Source organism: Sneathiella limimaris (assembly GCF_012932565.1).
Classification (GTDB): domain Bacteria; phylum Pseudomonadota; class Alphaproteobacteria; order Sneathiellales; family Sneathiellaceae; genus Sneathiella; species Sneathiella limimaris.
Genome location: NZ_JABBYJ010000001.1, coordinates 918,784 through 939,269, shown reverse-complemented (window position 1 = coordinate 939,269; position 20,486 = coordinate 918,784). Strand labels below are relative to the sequence as shown.

At 49.5% G+C, this 20,486-nt stretch carries 23 protein-coding genes; 9 read left to right on the top strand and 14 right to left on the bottom strand.

Translation table 11 applies throughout. The features are described from left to right. Positions 1-6: 6 nt before the first annotated feature. The 3 genes from HH301_RS04505 to HH301_RS04495 all read right to left on the bottom strand — a co-directional run bounded on the left by HH301_RS04505 (position 7) and on the right by HH301_RS04495 (position 3,714). Positions 7-909, bottom strand: a complete 903-nt coding sequence (locus HH301_RS04505; protein WP_169567047.1) for a DMT family transporter — start codon at positions 907-909, stop codon at positions 7-9. A 145-nt stretch (positions 910-1,054) separates the two neighbouring features. After that, the gene (locus HH301_RS04500) at positions 1,055-3,250 is read right to left on the bottom strand and encodes a xanthine dehydrogenase family protein molybdopterin-binding subunit (RefSeq protein WP_206378170.1); all 2,196 of its coding nucleotides are present in this window, start codon (positions 3,248-3,250) and stop codon (positions 1,055-1,057) included. A gap of 2 nt (positions 3,251-3,252) precedes the next feature. Then, a complete protein-coding gene (locus HH301_RS04495; RefSeq protein ID WP_169567045.1) occupies positions 3,253-3,714 on the bottom strand; it encodes a (2Fe-2S)-binding protein in 462 nt (153 codons plus the stop codon). 199 nt (positions 3,715-3,913) lie between these two features. On the opposite strand from HH301_RS04495, the gene HH301_RS04490 reads away from it, so the two are divergent. Together HH301_RS04490 and HH301_RS04485 are read left to right on the top strand one after the other, a co-directional pair. Next, on the top strand, positions 3,914-4,513 hold the full coding sequence (locus HH301_RS04490; RefSeq protein WP_169567043.1) for a TetR/AcrR family transcriptional regulator: 600 nt from the start codon (positions 3,914-3,916) through the stop codon (positions 4,511-4,513). A 129-nt stretch (positions 4,514-4,642) separates the two neighbouring features. Then, positions 4,643-4,855 carry a DUF1127 domain-containing protein gene (locus tag HH301_RS04485; RefSeq protein ID WP_169567042.1) on the top strand — a complete coding sequence of 71 codons (213 nt, stop codon included), beginning with the start codon at positions 4,643-4,645 and terminating at the stop codon, positions 4,853-4,855. A 27-nt stretch (positions 4,856-4,882) separates the two neighbouring features. Here the strand turns inward: HH301_RS04485 and HH301_RS04480 are convergent, their stop codons facing one another. Then, positions 4,883-5,482, bottom strand: coding sequence for a gamma-glutamylcyclotransferase (locus HH301_RS04480; RefSeq protein WP_169567040.1), 600 nt, complete (start codon positions 5,480-5,482; stop codon positions 4,883-4,885). Further along, on the bottom strand, positions 5,479-6,381 hold the full coding sequence (locus HH301_RS04475) for a DMT family transporter (protein WP_169567039.1): 903 nt from the start codon (positions 6,379-6,381) through the stop codon (positions 5,479-5,481). Before HH301_RS04475 ends, HH301_RS04480 begins: the two co-directional genes overlap by 4 nt. Before the next feature lie 93 nt (positions 6,382-6,474). Here HH301_RS04475 and HH301_RS04470 point away from each other — a divergent pair, with 93 nt between their 5' ends. Beyond that, positions 6,475-7,503 (top strand): DUF2125 domain-containing protein, encoded by a 1,029-nt coding sequence (locus tag HH301_RS04470; protein ID WP_169567037.1) that lies wholly within the window; start codon positions 6,475-6,477, stop codon positions 7,501-7,503. Between the two features lie 12 nt (positions 7,504-7,515). On the opposite strand, the gene HH301_RS04465 is transcribed toward HH301_RS04470, so the two are convergent. The 3 genes from HH301_RS04465 to HH301_RS04455 are packed head-to-tail and all read right to left on the bottom strand — an operon-like array spanning position 7,516 to position 10,433. Then, complete coding sequence (locus HH301_RS04465) at positions 7,516-8,454, bottom strand: prephenate/arogenate dehydrogenase family protein (RefSeq protein ID WP_206378169.1); 939 nt, start codon at positions 8,452-8,454, stop codon at positions 7,516-7,518. A gap of 1 nt (position 8,455) precedes the next feature. Next, positions 8,456-9,550, bottom strand: a complete 1,095-nt coding sequence (hisC, locus tag HH301_RS04460) for a histidinol-phosphate transaminase (RefSeq protein ID WP_169567036.1) — start codon at positions 9,548-9,550, stop codon at positions 8,456-8,458. Positions 9,551-9,569: 19 nt separating this feature from the next. Continuing rightward, positions 9,570-10,433 (bottom strand): chorismate mutase, encoded by an 864-nt coding sequence (locus tag HH301_RS04455; protein ID WP_169567034.1) that lies wholly within the window; start codon positions 10,431-10,433, stop codon positions 9,570-9,572. A 231-nt stretch (positions 10,434-10,664) separates the two neighbouring features. Here HH301_RS04455 and metX point away from each other — a divergent pair, with 231 nt between their 5' ends. Both metX and metW read left to right on the top strand, forming a co-directional pair. Further along, positions 10,665-11,810 carry a homoserine O-acetyltransferase MetX gene (gene metX, locus HH301_RS04450; RefSeq protein ID WP_206378168.1) on the top strand — a complete coding sequence of 382 codons (1,146 nt, stop codon included), beginning with the start codon at positions 10,665-10,667 and terminating at the stop codon, positions 11,808-11,810. Further along, positions 11,810-12,445: a methionine biosynthesis protein MetW gene (gene metW / locus HH301_RS04445; protein WP_169567032.1), complete on the top strand. Its 636-nt coding sequence runs from the start codon at positions 11,810-11,812 to the stop codon at positions 12,443-12,445. Before metX ends, metW begins: the two co-directional genes overlap by 1 nt. Before the next feature lies 1 nt (position 12,446). Here metW and HH301_RS04440 read toward each other — a convergent pair whose 3' ends face one another. After that, positions 12,447-13,214, bottom strand: a complete 768-nt coding sequence (locus HH301_RS04440; RefSeq protein ID WP_206378167.1) for a class I SAM-dependent methyltransferase — start codon at positions 13,212-13,214, stop codon at positions 12,447-12,449. Positions 13,215-13,264: 50 nt separating this feature from the next. On the opposite strand from HH301_RS04440, the gene gloB reads away from it, so the two are divergent. Together gloB and HH301_RS04430 are read left to right on the top strand one after the other, a co-directional pair. Next, positions 13,265-14,035, top strand: coding sequence for a hydroxyacylglutathione hydrolase (gene gloB, locus HH301_RS04435; RefSeq protein WP_169567030.1), 771 nt, complete (start codon positions 13,265-13,267; stop codon positions 14,033-14,035). A gap of 35 nt (positions 14,036-14,070) precedes the next feature. Continuing rightward, positions 14,071-14,490, top strand: coding sequence for a VOC family protein (locus HH301_RS04430; RefSeq protein WP_169567028.1), 420 nt, complete (start codon positions 14,071-14,073; stop codon positions 14,488-14,490). A gap of 15 nt (positions 14,491-14,505) precedes the next feature. Here HH301_RS04430 and yddG read toward each other — a convergent pair whose 3' ends face one another. The 5 genes from yddG to HH301_RS04405 all read right to left on the bottom strand — a co-directional run bounded on the left by yddG (position 14,506) and on the right by HH301_RS04405 (position 19,130). Then, positions 14,506-15,408 carry an aromatic amino acid exporter YddG gene (yddG, locus tag HH301_RS04425; protein WP_206378166.1) on the bottom strand — a complete coding sequence of 301 codons (903 nt, stop codon included), beginning with the start codon at positions 15,406-15,408 and terminating at the stop codon, positions 14,506-14,508. A gap of 161 nt (positions 15,409-15,569) precedes the next feature. Continuing rightward, positions 15,570-16,292, bottom strand: a complete 723-nt coding sequence (phbB, locus tag HH301_RS04420) for an acetoacetyl-CoA reductase (protein ID WP_169567026.1) — start codon at positions 16,290-16,292, stop codon at positions 15,570-15,572. A 20-nt stretch (positions 16,293-16,312) separates the two neighbouring features. Beyond that, on the bottom strand, positions 16,313-17,485 hold the full coding sequence (locus tag HH301_RS04415; RefSeq protein WP_240969434.1) for an acetyl-CoA C-acetyltransferase: 1,173 nt from the start codon (positions 17,483-17,485) through the stop codon (positions 16,313-16,315). A gap of 146 nt (positions 17,486-17,631) precedes the next feature. Then, a complete protein-coding gene (locus HH301_RS04410) occupies positions 17,632-18,867 on the bottom strand; it encodes an alpha/beta fold hydrolase (protein ID WP_169567022.1) in 1,236 nt (411 codons plus the stop codon). Further along, the gene (locus tag HH301_RS04405) at positions 18,864-19,130 is read right to left on the bottom strand and encodes a hypothetical protein (RefSeq protein ID WP_169567020.1); all 267 of its coding nucleotides are present in this window, start codon (positions 19,128-19,130) and stop codon (positions 18,864-18,866) included. Before HH301_RS04405 ends, HH301_RS04410 begins: the two co-directional genes overlap by 4 nt. Positions 19,131-19,193: 63 nt before the next feature. Between HH301_RS04405 and phaR the strand changes: the two genes are divergently transcribed. Both phaR and HH301_RS04395 read left to right on the top strand, forming a co-directional pair. Continuing rightward, on the top strand, positions 19,194-19,799 hold the full coding sequence (gene phaR, locus HH301_RS04400; RefSeq protein WP_169569487.1) for a polyhydroxyalkanoate synthesis repressor PhaR: 606 nt from the start codon (positions 19,194-19,196) through the stop codon (positions 19,797-19,799). Positions 19,800-20,008: 209 nt separating this feature from the next. Further along, on the top strand, positions 20,009-20,473 hold the full coding sequence (locus tag HH301_RS04395; RefSeq protein ID WP_169567018.1) for a hypothetical protein: 465 nt from the start codon (positions 20,009-20,011) through the stop codon (positions 20,471-20,473). The last annotated feature ends 13 nt before the right edge of the window (positions 20,474-20,486 follow it).

Here is a 20,486-nt window from a genome sequence, read left to right as displayed (position 1 = left end):
GAGTTCTTATCCAAATTTCCGATTTAAGTGAATTCCAGCCAGAACAATCACTGCACCACCAAGCTGGATGAATGTCATGCTTTCTCCAAAAAAGAGGATTGCGGTCAAGATGGCAATCACCGGGATTAGGAAACTGTAGGCCATGCCACGGGCCACACCCAACCGACTGATGCCAGCGCAATACCAGACAAACGCAAGTGCGGCTCCCAGCAAAGCTGTTGCCGCCCAGGCAATCCATCCCGTCATGGGGATGGAAACCCAATCCTGATTTACCATTGCCGGAAGGTCAACAAAGGTGAGGATTGTAGCCCCAAACAGCATCGCCCACGCCGTTACAAGAAGGGGGCCCCGTTTTGCCACCATCGGACCCGACACAATTGTATAAATCGACCACATGAGAGCGGCGCCGATAATCATCAAATCCCCATAGAAGGAGCCGCCGCCAACTGTGATTTCCGTCAGACTGTTATTGATGATCACCGCAACCCCAAACAGCGATAAAAGCACACCAATCCATCCAACCAGCTTTGTTTTCTCACCCCTGAAGGCAACGAAAAAAGTCGCAAAAACCGGGGATGTTGCCACCAGAATTGAGGCCTTGGACGCTGTGGTGAGGTTCAACCCATAGGCCCATCCGCCCTGAAATAATGCGATTCCCAAAAGACCAATGAGAATTAGCTCACCCATTTCCCGAAGCGTGATTGAAATTCGCTCCCGCTTTAGAAACAGCAACAGAAAAAGAAGCCCAGACGCCGTGAAATACCGCGTTGCTGAAAACACAATCGGCGGCATGTAGTCCAAAACCAGTTTGGCAATGGGAAAGTTTACACCCCAGGCAAAGACAGCGGCCAACAGGAAGAAATCCCCGGATGAAAAGCTACTGGGTTTGATCCTTGATGTCTCCGCCATTTCCTTATCCTTGGTTTTCTTGTGCGGACGAATGAAAAGAGCTTAACTGTCTCATCCATATTTTCACAAGAATTATCAGGAAATCAGCAGTTAAAAAAAACCTGCCCAATTTCTTGGACAGGTTTCTTTTGCTGTTCAGTAAGGGTTATACAAGACCGTGCTGACTGAAGGGAAGTTTATCAATCTCTCGGCCAGTTCCCCAGAAAATGGCATTGGCAACCGCAGGGCCGATCGGCGGTGTTCCCGGTTCACCAACGCCGCTTGGCGCCGCATCTGACGGTACAATATGCGTTTCAACATGAGGCATATCGCTGATCCGCAAAGGTTCAAAATCAAAGAACTGAGATTGCTCAACCTCTCCGTCCGTCATGGTGATCTGGTTACGTAAAATGGCGCCAAGGCCATAGCCGACCCCACCTTCCATTTGTGCGGCAACCTGATCCGGTGTTACGGCAATACCGCAGTCAATTGCGCAGAAGACCCTCTCAACCTTGATGGTACCATCATCGTTCAGCCGCACTTCCGCAATTTCTGCCACATGGGATCCGAATGATTTATGCACAGCAACGCCTCTGTGAACGCCTGCTGGCAATTCAGCCTTGCCCCAGTTAGCTTTTTCCGCAGCCAGTTTCAACGCGGCGGCTTCCCTTGGGCTATTTTGCATGCGTTCCAGGCGGAACTCGACCGGATCCTTCCCAGCCGCTTTTGCCAGACGATCCATCATGGTTTCAACAGCATAGGCTGTATGCGTACTGCCTACAGATCGCCACCAAAGAACGGGAACGCCAACCTTCACGGTATGAAGTTCAAGTTGATGATTTCCAACCTGATAAGGGAGTTCAACCGCCCCCTCAACAGACGTCATATCAATGCCATCCTTGACCATCACCTGTTCAAAGGCTGTGCCCTGCAAGATGGATTGACCGACGATGCGGTGATGCCAGGCAACGATGTCGCCTTTCTCATCCAAGCCTGCCTTCACTTTATGAACATACATGGGCCGGTAATATCCACCGCGGATGTCATCTTCCCGGCTCCAGATCAACTTGACCGGTGCACGGCCATTGATTGCTTTGGCAATTGCAACAGCTTCACTAACCATGTCTGAGGTTGGTGTTGCCCGGCGTCCAAAAGATCCTCCGGCAGATAAGGTGTGGATATTGACCTTATCCGGGGTCAGTCCGGAAATTTGGCTGGCAGCATAGTGATCGCCTGTCTGCATTTGCGATCCTGTCCAAACGTCCAGCGACTTTCCTGGTTTCAAATCTGCAACCGCGTTAACCGGCTCCATCGGTGCATGAGCGAGATATGGAAACTCAAAGGTTGCCTCAAGGACTTTCGTTGCCTTTGCAAAGGAGCTGTCCAGATCTTGACCCTGCACAACAACCTTGCCCGGTTTTTCAGCCAACGCTTCATATTCCGATTTCAGATCGGCCGTGGACCTGCTTTCCGCTTGGGTTAAATCCCACTCAACTTCCAGCGCCTCGCGTCCCTTGAACGCGGCCCAGGTATTACTTGCCAGGACCGCCACACCTTGCGGCACCTGCACAATCTCCTGCACGCCTTTAATCGCCATGGCAGGTTGCTTGTTCATGGATTTGGCCGTAGCCCCAAAACGAGGGGGGCGTGCGATCACGGCAACGAGCATTCCTGGCAGCTGCACATCCTGCGTAAAATTAAACTCACCCCGGGTTTTGGCGGGTGTATCTATACGGCGATGGCTTTGATTTCCAATATACTTAAACTGGTCCGGCGTTTTTAAGACTGGCTTTTCTGGAACCGGCATGGTCGCAGCTTCTGCCGCAAGTTCCCCATAGGTTGCAGATTTCCCGTTCAGTCCAGAAACAACACCGTTTTCAACCCGAATATCACTGGCGTTTTGCCCAAATCGTTTTGCGCCTGCCAATTTCAACATTTCACGAGCGGTTGCGCCCGCAGTTCGATATTGCATGAAGCTGTTGGGAATACCTGTGGAACCACCTGTTCCCTGAACCGCCCCAAAAAACAGGTTATTGTATAGTTCGGCATTTGCTGGCGCGTATTCGCCTTTCACATTTTCCCAAGGCACATCCAACTCATCGGCCACCAATGTCAGCAAACCAGAAAATGTTCCCTGACCTTTGTCCAGATGCTTGACCATCACAGTCACAGTCCCATCAGGGGCAATCTGTACAAATGGATTGAACGATTTGCTCTCCATCGCTTCAGCCGTCGAAAGACCCGACAAGGAAAATCCAATCACAAGACCAGCAGTAACGCCGCCCGAAACTTTCAGAAAATTTCGGCGACTTTCATTCACTGGGGCTTCTTTAGCGGATAGCATTTTTTCGATCATATTCATGATTATGCCTCCAGTATTTCAGCTGCTCTGTGAATACCTGCACGAATGCGTTGGTAAGACGCACAGCGGCAGACATTTCCATCCATCGCTGCGTCAATATCGTCGTCGGTTGGTTTAGGTGAAGTCGCAAGAAGATCTGCCGCCTGCATTAGCTGACCTGACTGGCAATATCCACATTGCGGGACATCCAACTCAACCCAAGCCTGACGCAAAGCTTTGACCTCATCGGTTTCCAATGCTTCGATAGTTGTCACCGACGCGCCTTCGATATCACCAATGAAGGTTTGACAGGATCGGACAGCCACACCATCCACATGGACCGTACAGGCCCCGCAGAGTGCAACACCACATCCAAATTTGGTGCCTGTTAATTGAAATTCATCCCTCAACGCCCAAAGAAGTGGCATTTCTGGATCCGCATCGAGGCTTTTCGCCTCCCCATTTAATGTAAAGGAAATTGCCATATTTACAGGCCTCCCATGAAATTGCAGTGTATCTAAAGCTCAGATTAATATGTAAACTACACCGTGCAGTTTACATTATCTTTTTGGTTTTTTAAGTGACGATACGTTAGTTTGTGATAGCAATTACAAATGATGCTTTTTAAGGCTGGATATGTTCGGTATCTCCAGCCTAACCTGTGAGATAATCCTAGTTTGAATAATGTCCAGACCACTCGATAAAAAACAGCAGATCCTGCAAGCCGCGGCAGAAGAGTTCCAAAAAGCTGGCTATCTAGGCGCCAGCATGGACCAGATCGCCGCCACGGCAAATGTATCAAAAAGGACCGTTTACAATCACTTTGAGAGTAAACAGGCGCTGTTTCGTGCGATTCTGGACTGGGTCCTTTCCAAACTTAAAGAAGCTGTTGCTGTTACGTTTAATCCCAGCAAACCTTTGAAGGGCCAACTCTTGGACCTTGCTCGTGCAGAATGTAAATTTCTCCAATCTGAGGAATATATGAGGCTTCTTCGGCTCGTCATTGGCGAAACCATTCGGGATCCGGATCTTGCCGAATATCTGGCTGACAATTCAAACCAGATCTCGGTATTTGATGATTTTATGCAAGCAGCGTCTATAGCAGGGGCGTTAAACACCGATGATTATCAGGAAGTTAGCCATCAGTTTGTCTCCCTGATCAAATATCGGGCGTTTTGGCCTTACATGATGTCAGGCCAGGTTATCACAGACGAAGAGATGGAGAATATCGCCTTCAACAGCGCGGAAACCATCTTCGCACGCTATGGCAATACATCGCTCTAGCCTTCAGTTACTTAACAGACATCTAATCAAGCTATGCAAAAAATGCATGGGTGAGTAAAAATAATGTCGCGTGCAATCCCAGATTGGGAGGCGTACATGAGCCCCATCAAATGAATGGAGCACAGTAGCATGTCAGTACAAGCAACAAATTACACAAAACCAGCAAGCCCTGCCGCAGGGACTTTCCGCACCTATTTCGGTAAACTTACAAATACACTTGTTCAGAAATACCGGACATACAGAACTGCAACGGAGCTTTATGCCCTCACCGATTCCGAGCTCAAAGATATCGGTTTGACACGTGGCGAAATTGCCCGCGTTGCCAGTCGCACACACTTTTAATCTCAGAGACTAGCCCGGCCCGACAGTCTACCTGTTCCGGCCAATAGCCTCCATGATTGCGTGCAAGGGGCCGTCCTTGATCCCAAATTCATCTAGATGATCCAGGGTGCTTTTGAGGTAATCCACATTAGGACCGCCCCTTCCCGATGCCCTCCCAATAATCGCCGCAGCTTCTTCAATCGAATGACCCGATGAATATTGTTCATGCTTGGGGTCAGCCACAAATGTCAGCCCCCGGACTTTTTCCTGACTGCCCAACAACTTCAATGTGACCATTCTCGGGATATAAACACTCGTTACCATTTCCCGGCGATAGAGATAATCAACAACCGGTTCCCGAATGGCTTCAGGGCAACGGATCGCCTTCCCACGGCAAGACCCACCCCGGTCCAGGCCCAGGACAAGACCCGGATTATCCCGCGTACCGCGATGGACAACTGAAGACACACAAAATGCCCGGTGAAACCCATAAAGACAGGCATCCTCAACACCTGTGTGTTCAAAGCCCGGCCGCCACATTAGGGACCCATACCCAAAAATCCACAAATCCTCACCCTTGGGAAGATCGGGTAACGGATAATCCACCGGCGGCAAGTCCGGCTCTAAAACAAGGTCGTATTTTCTCATTTCACTTTTTTAGCAGGCATGTTCACAAGCGCAACACCAATGATCGCAATCACCATACCGATCAGAGCATTCCCGCTCAGAGTTTCCCCAAACAGGAAATAGGCGACAATGGCCGTGCAAGGAGGCACCAGATAGAAGAGGCTGGAAACGCTCGATGCCGCGCCCTTGCGAAGCAGCAAATACAACAGAGAAACCGCGCCAAGAGAAAGCACAAAAATAAGCCAAACAAGAGCGAATACGAGCTCTCCTGTCCAGGTCACTGTCATATCTTCAATCAGACTTGCAACCAGCAGGAAATAGAGGCTGGCCACCACAAATTGAATAAAGTTCCCAGACTTCAGGCTCATGTCCGAACAGAATTTCTTCTGGTATAAAGTGCCAATTGAAATGCTGATCAGCGCAATGAAGCTGAGGGAAAATCCAAAAAGACTCCCTTCGTTAAGCGATAACTTCTCAAAAACCACGAAAAAGACACCAGCAAGGCCCGCAAACAGCCCAATCCACTGCCGACGGGTTACGGTCTCTTTTAGGAAAATGCCGGCAAGTGCTGCCACAATCAACGGCTGAATCCCGGCAATCAGGGCTGAGGTACCGGCGGCAACCCCTTCACTAATTGACCAAAAAACGGACCCCAGATACCCTCCATGCATTAAAAGACCTGCAAATCCAATATGGGCGTAATCCTGCCACCGTTTTGGCCAAACGGTTTTGGTCAATAACAGAACCGGCACAAGCAGAAGCGAACAGGCGACAAACCGGATTGCCAGGAATGTCATTGGCTCTACATAAGGAAGGCCTAGCTTGGCACCGATAAAACCGGTACTCCATAAAAAGACAAACAGAACCGGCATAGCCCTGATCAACAGCTGTTGTTCAGCTTTTTGGTTTTCTGACGTCATGGAAACAACATGGGGAAAGACAGTGACAGGTTTTGAGCCAGCTTATAGAGTGTCGCCGAGAAGCTCAAGTGAATGTCAATTATAGGTTTGTAGATGCGAATTTTGCCAATTGCCCTCGTTGTTTTAGCTGCCCTGTTTGGCGCATATTTCTATTGGTGGAATACGGTTGCAGATGAAGCTGTCCTGGGGTTTGAAACCTGGAAATCGGAACAGGCCAGCAAAGGCATTACCATCAAAAACCAGCCCCTTGAAACGGGCGGCTTCCCGTATCGTGTGGAACTCAAAACCTCTTCCATTACATTTGAGCGGACGAACGAGACCCTAACACTTAGCGATCCCTGGTTGGTAATTGAACCCTGGAACCTCAAACATGCTGTCTTTGGACTTAACGGCGATCTCAACCTGATCCAAAACCAAAAGAAACTAACACTTCAATCTGAAAAAGCGGTTGGGAGTCTTAAGCTTAACGGCGCATGGAAACTGAAAAATCTGGCGATTGATCTTCAGAACTCCGCCTTTTCCGGTGATCTCATTGGGGCAGGCACAGCCGATCGCGTTCAACTTCATTTTCTGTCTGACGATCATGACGTCAACCTGACCGGTACAGACGCAAACGCAAAAGATCTGCAAACGCAGCATTTCCTGAAACTCGCCTTGCGGACTGACAAACTGGTTGCAGATATGCTGTCTAACGCCCCTCTTGGACCAGAGATGGAAAAACTACATATCGTCGCGGAAACGGATGCTGAAATGTCCTCCTTTTCCAACCCAACTGAAATTCAAGCCTGGCGAGACAAAGGCGGTGCCCTCGAAATCAATGACTTTGATATCATCTGGGGACAAACGCGGGCGACAGGCAATGGGACCGTGACACTGGATGATGAGAACTATCCCCTGGGCGCTTTTACATCCAAAATTGAAGGATATAACACGCTGTTGGACATAATTGCCAAACAACAGAAGCTCGATAAGAAATCAGCACAAACGGCTCGCTTTGCCTTAGATATGCTGGCCAAAACCAGTGACAACGGTACGCAGTATCTGGAGCTTCCAATCAGCCTGCAAGAAAGGTCGGCTTATCTTGGTCCCATTCGACTTTTCGATCTGAAACCTGTTTTCTAAAAACTCAAAAGCTTATTTCTCATCATGAGAAGCTGAGCGCCCGAAATCTGGCTCGGCTGTTTCCTGACCCGCATCAATAATCTGCCGACGGATGGCTCTTGTACGAGTGAAAATCTCGAACAATGTATCCCCATCAGACCTGCGGATCGCCCGTTGTAAGGCAGTGAGATCCTCGGTGAACCGGCCCAGCATTTCGAGGACTGCCTCTTTGTTGTTCAGGAACACATCCCGCCACATGGTTGGATCGGAGGCCGCGATACGGGTAAAATCCCGAAAACCACCGGCAGAATATTTAATAACCTCAGAGCGTGTCACTTCCTGCAGATCATCTGCTGTTCCCACAATATTGTAGGCAATCAGATGCGGTACGTGAGAGGTAATGGCCAACACCAAATCATGATGCTTGGGATCCATTTGCTCAACATTACTGCCGAACGCCGAACAGAACTGGGTCAGCTTCTCAACGGCTGCATCTGTTGATTTTTCAGACGGGGTGAGGATCCACCAGCGATTGTCAAAAAGATCCGCATATCCGGCTGCTGGTCCAGATTTTTCTGAACCTGCAACAGGATGCCCTGCAACAAAGTCTACACCTTCAGGAAGTCGTGGTTCTATCAAATCCACCACGGTTTGCTTGACCGATCCCACATCCGTGACGAGCGCCCCCTGCTCCAGATATGGCGCAATTTCCTCCATCAGCTTTGCATAGGTCCCGATCGGTGTGCACAGGATCACCAGATCCGCGCCCACGACCGCATCCTTGGAATGCTCATAAGCCGCAGAGACAAGTCCCATTTCCTTGGCAACACGCCGGGTGTCCTTAGTCCGCGCAGAACAGACGATCTCCCCAACCAGTCCATGCTTTTGCACAGCTCTCGAAATGGAGGAGCCGATCAGACCAATACCGATCAGGGCCATTTTCTTAAAGAGTGGAGCTTCCAGATGCGCCATTTTAACTTTCCAGGAATTCTCTCAAGTGGTCGATAACCGCACGGTTATCCTCATCAGTCCCAACAGACATACGAAGACAGGTCGGCAACCCATAAGAGGCAATGCTTCTGAGGATATACCCTTTACTTGCAAGATAAGCGTCCGCATCTGATGCAGATTTACCAGTATCCCCAAAATCCATCATGATGAAGTTACCAACGCTATCCGGAATTTTCAGACCCATACCCCGAAGGCTCTGGGTCAGAATAGGGATCCATTTCTCGTTATGGGCGACAGCCTCTTTGACAAAATCCTGATCCCGAACTGCGGCAACACCAGCAACCTGCGCCGCTGCGTTCACGTTAAACGGACCGCGTATTCTATGCAGGACGTCGATGACGGCTTCAGATCCGTAGGCCCAGCCAATGCGAAGCGCTGACAATCCATAAATTTTGGAGAATGTCCGCGTCATGATTACATTTTCAGTCTCAGCAACCAGCGCAACACCTGCTTCATAATCGGATTTTGTCACATATTCCGCGTAGGCCGCATCCAGCACGAGCAGGATATCGCTTCTAAGGCCCGCATGCAGGCGCCGGACTTCATCGGCTGAAATATAGGTCCCTGTCGGATTGTTCGGATTGGCCAAAAAGAGGATTTTGGTTTTCTCTGTGACCGAGGCCAGCAGCGCATCCACATCCGTTGTCAGGTTTTTCTCAGGCGCTTTTACCGGCGTCGCTCCATTGGCGAGCGCAGAAAGTTCATACACCAAGAACCCATGCTCAGAATACAAAACCTCATCACCGGGTCCACAATAGGCATTGGCAATCAGAGACAAAATCTCATCAGAGCCATTTCCACAAATCAGCCTATCTGCTGGCAAATCATGGATCTTAGCGATGGTATGGATCAGTTCCTGGGAGCCACCATCCGGATATAAATGCAGCTTTTCACTCAGCGTTCCAAACGCCTCTTTTGCCTTTGGGCTGGAGCCCAGCGGCGTTTCATTGGACGACAATTTGACAACTTTGTCCTGTCCATCGAGAGACGCTTTTCCGCCCACATAAGGCGTAATATCCAAAATTCCGGATTTCGGTGTAGGAAATGGGGAGGTCATCGGGAAACTTTCAATGCAATTAATCGTCTGAACCCATTGGAACGGCATAGGCACCAAGAACAACTGTCTTGATTACAGAATCGCCAAGCAGTTCTGCACATTTGGCAAGCCGCTCGTCAGAGGCGGTCACAAAATCAGCCACCTGGAACAGATGCAGCCAGTCCCCTTCTTCAATGGCGGGGGAGCGGCTATCCAGGCAATGACCTTCAAGGCCAGCTTTTACGAGAGTTTCATTTAGCCGTGCGCGGCTAACCTCGTCCTGGGTGACGATCACAAATAGAGTAATATCATCACCGGAGGCTTCTGGCTCGGCCTGACCGATGACAAGTGCGTTCAGATCCTCAAAAGCACCGCTCGGGTTTTGTACAAACGGAAGTGCGGCGAGAATTTTAGGGACATCTTCACCGCCCTGCGCCAGATGCTCCCACCAAGTATCTTTTTCCACATTCATCCATGGCATAACGGCCAAACGGGATGGATCGGCTGACACTTCCCGCAAAACAACAGTTGGGGACTTGTGCAGGCTCATAGGCGTGGCACTGCCAAAATGAGTGCGTGCCAGATCCCAGTAGCCCACAGATTTTTCAGGGGCTGTAATGGCAACAGACATGGGTTTTTGCATCCGGCAAACGGCCGAGATGATTTCTCGCCAGATGCTGGCAACCACTTCGTCAGCGAGCTCACTGGAATGGGTTTTCAAAATTTTCCGGAGGACCTGGGCTTCCCGACCAGGACGAAACGCCAACGCGCTGTGATCATCTTTCTTTGCTTCAGCAATATCATTGACGATCGCGATCCGCTGTTCCAAAACGTTCAGTAACTCCGCATCCAAACCATCAACCTTGGCCCGAAGTTCCTCCAATTTCTTATTTATTTTTGTCACGTTTTTTTCCTGAACCAAACCACGTGTTAGCTAAAAACCCTCATGGTGCCATCGTCTACCCTTTAAAAAGATAGAAAATATTGACAGATCTTGCTCTAGCACCCTAGGGTCCCGACTTAATTTTACAAAATTACTGCTGAAGTCAGTATAATTTACCAAAACTCTAGCTACCAGCAAAGCAACAGAAAACAAAGATTTTTCTATCCATAGATCGCGAAAAGAGTCACCGCCGTGTCAATTATCCCAACAGAGCCGAACCATCATACTGTGATCTTGGCAAAGGATACCCCGATGCCACTGGATTGCGGGGCGATGATGAGCGACATTTCCGTGGCCTATAATACCTATGGAAAACTCAATGAGGACAAAAGCAACGCCATTTTAGTGTGCCATGCCCTGACCGGTGATCAATTTGCGGCCAGCCGCCAACCGCTCACCGGCAAAGATGGATGGTGGAGCATTATGATTGGCCCGGGCAAAGTACTGGATACGGATAAGTATTTTATTGTCTGTTCAAATGTGCTCGGTGGCTGCATGGGAACGACAGGACCCAAGGACATCAACCCGGAAACAGGCAAACCCTACGGCATTGATTTTCCGATCATTACAATCGGCGACATGGTTCGCACCCAGGCGCTGCTCCAGGAGTATCTGGAAATCCCAACCTGGTTTTCAGTGATTGGTGGGTCAATGGGTGGTATGCAGGTCCTGCAATGGGCCAGCGCCTATCCAGATAAATGCTTCAGTGCCATTCCGATTGCGACGGCGGCAAAACATTCTGCCCAAAATATTGCCTTTCACGAGGTTGGCAGGCAGGCCGTGATGGCTGATCCAGAATGGCTCGGCGGTAAATATCTGGAGCAGGGCAAAAATCCCAGGGCCGGGCTTGCGGTTGCCCGCATGGCGGCCCATGTGACCTATTTGTCCGAATCGGCACTCCATCGGAAGTTTGGCCGAAATCTCCAGGATAGGGATAGCCTGACCTATGGTTTCGAGGCGGATTTTCAGGTTGAAAGTTATTTGCGCTATCAGGGGATCAATTTCGTGGATCGCTTTGATGCCAACTCATATCTCTATATCACGCGGGCGATGGACTATTTTGATTTGGCCGAGGATCACGGTGGTTCGCTTCCAAAAGCTTTCGAGAATACGAGCACCCGATTCTGTGTTGTCTCCTTCTCCAGTGACTGGCTGTTCCCAACTTCTGAAAGTCGCGACGTTGTGCGGGCTCTGATTGCGGCCGCAGCGAATGTCAGTTTCGTCGAGATTGAAACAGACAAGGGTCATGATGCGTTTCTGTTGGACACTCCAGAAATGTTGCAAACCATCGGTGGCTTCCTGAAATCAACAGCTATCAGCAGAGGATTGGACGCCTGATGGAAAATTCAACACTCTCCAGACCGCAGGATATTCGGGTCGATCTGAAACTAATCGCTGATATGATTGCGCCAGGCAGCCGTGTTCTGGATGTCGGCTGCGCGGAAGGGACTTTGCTCTCTCATCTGGTATCCACAAAAGATGTCGATGGCCGCGGGATTGAGCTTAGTCAGGCTGGTGTAAATGCCTGTGTGAGCAAGGGTTTATCCGTTGTTCAGGGAAATGCGGATTCCGATCTCGTCGATTATCCGAGCGGCGGTTTTGACTATGCTATCCTGAGCCAGACACTGCAGGCCACTCACCGTCCCAAAGACGTGATGGAACAGCTCCTGCGTGTTGGGAAAAAGGCAATCGTCTCCTTTCCGAACTTTGCTTACTGGCGGTGCAGGACTTATCTTGCCTTCAAGGGGCAGATGCCCATGACCAGTTCGCTGGATTATGCCTGGTACGAAACGCCAAACATCCATTTCTGTACACTGAGAGATTTCACGAACCTCTGCGCAGATCTGAATATTCAGGTGGAAAAATCAACGATCGTTGGCAATGACGGCGAGATCTTGAGCTACTCCTATGACAGCAGACGGGCTAACTTCTTTGGCGCCCAATGCGTCTTCCTGCTCAACTCTGCTGGCTAACCTATTTCTTTAAACCGGCTTTGCGATCGAATCGAGATGTTGTCCCGATCGGGACTGCGGCAGGTGCGATCAAGGGTCTTACCTTTTTCTTCTTCTGCGGCTCTTCGGGGATCGCAAAAACCTGTTTTTCGGCTTCAATTATTCGAACGCCACTGAAGCGCGACCACCATTTTTCGCCCATATTTTCCAAGAAACTGGCTAGCCGCAGATTAAGCCCCGACCCACTCGGTGGAAAATAAAGGGCCCCCTGCACGTCTCCATAGGTGAACATATTCGCCCGCAGAACTTTTCGAAGCTGCTTGTCGGAATAAGGGTAGCCATGCCCAAAAGGGGTTTTTTCCATTCGCGCCCAAAGTCCTCCACGAGCCGGAACAATGATTAAAACCTTTCCTGTTGAGGTCAGAACCCGCCAAACCTCCTGCAGGATATCATCAGGTGCCCGAGTATTCTCAAGTCCATGGACCAGAATAATCCGGTCAATTGAATTGTCGGGCAGTGGCAGCAGCCCCTCTTCGGAGAGCCCAACCAGACTTGGCCCACCATGCGGCCAATGAATAACCCCTTGCTGCGCAGGCATCATCGCAATGGTGCGTTCAGTTTCATTTCGGAATGGAAACAAATAGGGTGTAGCATACCCTAGCCCCAAAAGGCGAAAGTTGGATATGTCCGGCCACAAGGTGCGAATTTTGCGCACCAGCGCCTTTCGCGCCGTAATACCAAGGCGCGTGTGATAAAATTTTCGCAAATCTATGACATCAGGACGGATCATGGTTATACTATTTTCAAAACTTGCCTAAGCAACGTAATAAGTCTGAGTCTATGAGCAAACTAGAAATTCATCAAATCCCTGTCTTAAATGATAATTATCTGTATCTGATTAAAGACCCGGATAGTTCTGCGGTTGGAATTGTCGACCCTGCGGTGGCCGAACCAGTTCTGGAAAAACTGGATGAGTTGGGCTGGAAGCTTACTCACATCCTGAACACACACCATCACATGGATCACACTGGTGCTAATCTGGAACTTAAAGAGAAAACCGGATGCACAATCGTAGGGTCCAAATCCGACAAAAGCCGAATTCCTGGGATCGATATTGAACTCTCCGAAGGGGATGAGTTCGAGTTTGGCACTCAAAAAGCCAAGATCTTTGAAGTCAGCGGCCATACCAAAGGGCATATTGCCTATTGGTTTGAACAATCAGACGCCCTGTTTTGCGGCGATACTTTATTTGCACTTGGCTGTGGCCGCCTGTTTGAAGGAACGCCGGCCCAGATGTGGGAAAGCTTGAGTAAACTAAAGTCACTCCCCGCCTCTACGCAGGTTTTTTGCGCCCATGAATATACAGAGGCCAATGCCAATTTTGCCTTGAGCGTGGATCCAGAAAATTCAAAACTGCAAGATCGCTTTCAGGATATCCTAAAGCTTCGCAAAGCGGGAACACCTACTGTTCCGTCTACAATGGCGGAAGAAATCGAAACCAATCCCTTCCTAAGACCTGATGATATGGGAATTCGGAAAGTCTTGGGTATGGAAAGCGCGAGCACTGTTGATGTGTTCACCGAAATTCGGGCGCGCAAAGACAGCTTTTAATTCTTATTCCAACTCTATTTTAAATGGAAAGGCGCATGAAATATCTGCACACAATGGTTCGCGTAACCGATCTTGAGGCCAGCCTTGATTTTTACTGCAACAGCCTTGGCCTGAAAGAAGTGAAACGAAAAGAAGTAGAAGCCGGCCGATTTACATTAGTCTTTCTGGCTCCTGAAGGACAGGAAGAAGCGCAGGTTGAGCTGACGTATAACTGGGATCCTGAAAACTATTCCGGTGGCCGGAACTTTGGTCATCTAGCTTATGAAGTTGATGATATTTACGCAGCTTGCCAGCACATGATGGACCGCGGCGTCGTGATCAACCGCCCCCCACGTGATGGTCGCATGGCTTTTGTCCGCTCGCCTGACAATATTTCCATCGAACTCCTCCAAAAAGGAGAAGCCCTTGCGCCAGCCGAGCCGTGGGCAAGCATGGAAAATACAGGTGAATGGTAAGACCTGACAATTAGGTTAGACTTTCCGGGATCGACTGGCGATGAGATCCCGGAAAATATTGATGGAGCCGATGGCGGCGCCAACCGAAATCAGCAGGCACCCGACCACCAATGGCCAGGTCATCTCGCTCCCACCGAGCAGAATTAACAACAAGGTGGACAACAGCGGGGACAGGTAGGAGAGAACCCCCAAACCCTGGATATCCCCGTGCTTGACGCCAACATCCCACATAAAAAAGGCCGCACCAACTGGCCCAAGGCCTAGACCCAAAACAGCTAACCATGGCATAAATCCGCTCGGCAAAACAGTTTGCTCAAAAGCCAGATGACACCCGAGCGATAATACCGCCGTCACACCGCAAAAAGTGCCAATGACATCCGTGGATACCGCTGCAAATCGCCGGCTCAAAACAGAATAACCCGACCAGATAAATGCGCAGGCAAACGCAGCTATGTACCCCTTCATATAGGCAGGATCAATGTCGAGCTTCTCACCCTTGGTGATCAGCAGCCCTGCTCCCAGCAAACTGATAACTGCGCCGACAACATGGAACCAGTATAACCGCTCCCCCGGGAGTAGGGTTGAGAAGAGCACAATGAAGAGCGGCCATAAATATGCTATCAGCCCCGCATCCGCAGGTGGGGCTGATTTAAGGGCGAGGAAATAGAAAAAATGATAGCCAAACAGGCCGCAAACCCCGAGTAGCCAAAGTTTTGGGGGCAGCAGGATAAAATCACGAATGCGGTCTTTTTTGACAATCCATTTCACCAGGACAAACCCAAACGCAATTCCAAAGCTCATGGCTGTCAGTTGAAACGGGGGGATCGTGTCCGTGTAAACGGTGAACAGGGCAAGAAGCGCCCAAAGCAGGATCGCGCATAAGCCAAGGAGGGTGGCCGTTGGTCGTGAAATTTGCAAAATGAAGCCCTGTCCAAAGTCATGGGTTTTGAATTGCCAGCAACCCTAGTGGGAAAACAATCCCTCAGACAAGTGAAAAGGCATGCGCCCAGGGAAGAGCTAACATGCCTTTTCGGTCTCGGGCCGGTTTGACAGGGATCCAGCCAGAGGTCAGTACACACTTAATACATATGTTGGCCGCCATTGATGGACAGGGTGGAGCCTGTCACGAAGCCCGCATCATCTGCGACGAGGAAACACACCCCTCGTGCAATTTCTTCTGCCTTGCCAAGACGCCCAACCGGGATTTTGGCAACAATTTTCTGCAGAACTTCCGGCGGAACAGCCGCGACCATGTCCGTGTCAATGTATCCGGGTGCAATCGCATTCACAGTAATGCCTTTTGCGGCACCTTCTTGTGCCATGGCTTTGGTAAAACCATGAATGCCTGATTTTGCAGCGGCGTAGTTGACCTGACCATACTGGCCGGCCTGTCCGTTAATGGAGCCAATATTGACCACGCGACCAAATGAGTTCTCCCTCATGTCATCAATTGTCGCGCGGCACATGTTGAAACAGGAACCGAGGTTCGTGTCGATCACAGCTTGCCATTTCTGTTGATCCATACGGTGCAGAGTGCCATCTCGGGTAATACCCGCGTTATTGACCACGATTTCTACCGGTCCAAGGTCTGCTTTGACCTTTGCGACACCTTCCATACAGGCATCGAAATCAGATACATCCCACTTATAGGCTGGAATGCCTGTTCTTTCGGTAAACTCCTTGGCCTTTTCGTCATTGCCGCCATAGTTAGCCGCAACTTTATACCCTTTTTCTGCCAGCATGACGGAGATTGCCTCTCCAATACCTCTTGTGCCGCCAGTTACGATTGCTACTCTGCCCATTTTCCCCGTTCCTATGTCAACTATCTTTCAACACACATCGCTATGCCCATGCCACCACCAATACACAGTGTGGCTAGACCTTTTTTCGCATCCCGTTTCTGCATTTCATGGAGCAGAGTGACGAGAACACGAGCCCCAGAGGCACCAATTGGATGACCAATTGCAATTGCGCCCCCATTTACATTGACCTTGTCCGTATCCCAGCCAAGATCCTTATTCACCGCGCATGCCTGCGCTGCAAATGCTTCGTTTGCTTCGATCAGATCCAGATCATCAACAGTCCAACCCGCAGCTTCGAGCGCTTTTCGGCTCGCTGGAATTGGGCCACTTCCCATGATAGACGGATCAACACCGGCCTGCGCCCAGGACACAATCCTCGCCATTGGCTCCAACCCACGGGATTTGGCCTCTTCTGAGGACATCAAGACAACAGCAGCCGCGCCATCATTGATACCAGAAGCATTACCGGCTGTTACACTGCCGCCCTCTTTTTGGAAGGCTGTCCGCAAAGCAGAGAGCTTTTCAACAGTTGTTCCGGCGCGGATATACTCATCATCCTCAACAACCACATCGCCTTTACGAGTTGAAATGGTAACGGGAGCGATTTCATCCTTGAAGCGACCTTCAGATTGCGCTTTACCCGCCTTGGCCTGAGAGGCAGCAGCAAACTCATCCTGCTGTTCACGGGTGATCTGCCATTTAGCGGCAACATTTTCGGCCGTATTCCCCATGTGATAGCCGTAAAACGCGTCGATCAAACCGTCTTTCAGCATTGTATCAACAAATTCCAGGCTGCCCATCTTCTGGCCGTTCCGAAGATTGGCGCAATGCGGAGCCTGGCTCATGCTTTCCTGGCCACCTGCAACCACAATAGAGCTGTCGCCGTTTTTAACTGCCTGATATCCAAGCGCAACCGCCCGAAGACCAGAACCACAAAGCTGATTAACACCCCAGGCAGGAACCTCAACCGGAACTTCAGCTGCCATGGAAGCCTGACGCGCCGGGTTTTGGCCTTCACCTGCAGACAGGATCTGACCCAGAATGACTTCCGACACTTCTGATCCGGATGTCTTGGACCTTTTCAGCGCTTCACGGATCGCGACCTCGCCCAGTTTATGTGCTGGCAATGATGACAACGCACCATTAAAAGACCCAACCGGTGTCCGAACCGCACTTGTAATTACAACATCCATTACTGACCTCATTTTTCTTTATATATGATAATAAATATTCAAAGTTAGACGCTGTTTCGTAATTTTCGGAATGTTTTTCGATAAACTACGAAATAACGTTATACGTTCGCAGATGCAACACTTTTTGTGCATATGCGCAAAAAAAGTTAGAACTTTCCGATCCAGGCGATTACGTCTAGCCATAAACCCCCTTTCGCACTGCTTCCGACCATCATCCCGATATGACCTGTACCGGACATTTGGACCTCGGCTTCAGGCAATTGACGCGAGAGAGCAATCGCAGAATTAGGCGGCACTATTCTATCCGATTTCGGAACAACAATCATTGAGGGAATTGTGATATTTTCAGGACAAATTTTTTCAGAACCAACCTCCCAATTTCCCATAACCGGATCATTTCGCCCATACCATCCTTGAAAACAGGATCTGGCGACCGGCGCACTTAACGGCACGCCATCATTCAACCAATCCTCAAGCGCGACAAACTCCCGCGCCCGGTCCGTATCCTCACCCATCTGGTCAAACAGACAAAATTTATTCATACAAAGATTTGGATCCAGACTTGCAAAAAAGGACTGTAAAATATCAACCGGCATCTCCTTGAACCCTTTAAGAACACTGTCCCAGATGGCTTCATTAGACAGAAAAAGTCTTGCGCTCTGCCCTAATCCTTCATGAAAATCCCAAGGTGCGGCTATGGTAATCAAACTCTTTGGTTTTTGAGATAACATCTGGGTGAGCGCCACCGCAAGAGTTCCGCCCATACAATATCCCCCAACATGCAGGGGCGCACGTGGATATAGTTTTCGGGTTTCCTCAACACCAGCAAGGAGGATCTTCTCAAGGTAATCCTTCAGATCATATTCTCGCTCTTCAGCGCCCGGCTCACCCCAGTCAACCAGGATCGCCCGAATACCATTATTCGCCAATTCCTCAACAAAGCTTTTTCCGGGCATTAAATCCAGGATATAGGCCCGGTTAATGAGAGACGGTACCAGAAAAAGGATGGGGGCTTTCTTTGCCAACTTGGGTGCACAGTCCAGCAAGCGCACATTTCCGTGCGACCAGATCAAGGGACGGGAAATCGGTTTACGCCGGTAAGGGTGCGCATGATATTTCCGGATTCCGGAAATCATACCCACCACTTTAGTATTTCCTTCGAACGCAAGGCCTTGGACAAGCTCTGCCACCTCATATTCCTGCAGGCGGCGAGCGATTTTTTCAGCCTCTGGTTCCAGCTCTTTTACCCAAGGAAATTTTCCATCGCGAACAAAAGGCAGGGAGGCAAAAGACGTCGCCAGCGACGTTGCCGCCAAGCCTAAATGGAGTCCCAAAGGTCTTGGGCCCACGCGTGTAAATTCCTGAACATTTACGTCTGTCATGAGGAAGGGTCCTCGTTTGACGTCGGATGTTCAGATAAGTCTTTCTGAAGATCTGCCAGGATCCGTTCGCATGAGGACATGAGACTTGCCACGCTTTCATCAGGGCTGCGTGAAACAGCACTAATCTGGCGCTGCCAGAGTTCAAAAAAGTCCGTTACGGTTTTGGAAAGTTCAGATTTTTCAGACATGTCTTTAATATAAACCGAAAGCCAACCGGCGACCAGTAACGCTTTCCACACAATTTTTTCGATAATTATTGCCAAATTGGAAACCGCATTGCACAATAGGTCTTTGCGGCGCAGCAATTTTTAAGGGAATGTGTGAATTTGGTCGAGCAAGCTTCTGAAACAAAAGATCCGGTCATTATAAAAAAATACGCAAACCGCCGGCTTTACAATACAGCTACCTCCTCCTACGTCACTCTGGATCACCTCAGCAATATGGTGAAAGAGGGGGACGATTTTGTCGTCTATGACGCAAAAACAAACGAGGATATTACCCGTTCTGTTCTAACTCAGATCATTTTTGAGGAAGAGGCAAAAGGACAAAACCTGTTGCCGATTAGCTTCCTAAGACAACTGATCAAATATTACGGTCATAGTCTGCAGAACATCGTTCCAGATTATCTGGATATGTCCATGCGCTCCTTTACAAGTAATCAGGAGAAAATGCGGGACGCCTTACCTGAAAATGTCCGGGATAATCCACTGTATCAACAGTTTGAGGAAATGGGCCGTCAAAACATGGCAATGTTTACCCAAGCCATGCGTATGTTTTCGCCCCCTGCTTTTGGCTCCGGATCTGATCCACAGGAACAGCAGGCTGCAGATAAACCTGCAGAGCCAAAATCCGAAACGACTGAAATGATGAAAGAGCTGAAAGATCAATTGGCTGCGATGCAAGCCCGGATCGATAAACTCAGTGACAAATAATATAAATCCAGAAGCCTTTTGGCTGCGTAGGAAAGACAAAGGTCTTCTGGAGTTTCAAGAATTTGTGACTTGATATGTTAAGACTTTGTTAACATATTTTAGACAGTTTTACAGTACATGTAGCGTCTAACTTCCAGTGAATCTGGAACTCCGGTTAAAATTACCGACAACTCCTGAATTGAAGATAAAGCCGGGTACCGAACGTTATTATGGAGCCAATTCGTTCCAGTCCATATTCTGCTTATTCCTATTATTCCGCAGCGACCAAACAAGCGGAGCTACAGGCATATCTTGAGCATAAGCAAATTCAGCAGGAACTTGATCAGCAAGAACTGATTAAAAGCGATCTTCAGCAACAGATCGATTCCAGAAGACGATCTAGTGAAATTAACCGCGATCATCCCCGGGCAACCACGGTAGAAGTCGTTGTTAAACAACCACCTCCAGCGCCGGCGCATCCAACAACAACACGCAGCCCGCTCGCTTTCGGTCAGTCCTCAACACCATTTCTGGCCCAGCAACTGTCGCAAGCCAGCCCGCTTGAAACAGGTGGTCACGAGATTGAACCCGGCTCCTCAAGCCTTTACCAACAGGCAAACACAGCCTATCGGGAGACACGGAACCTCACGATTGATCTATTAGGTTTTCAAGGATTTAGACCGAAAACAGTCTAAAGGCTTAAGTCCA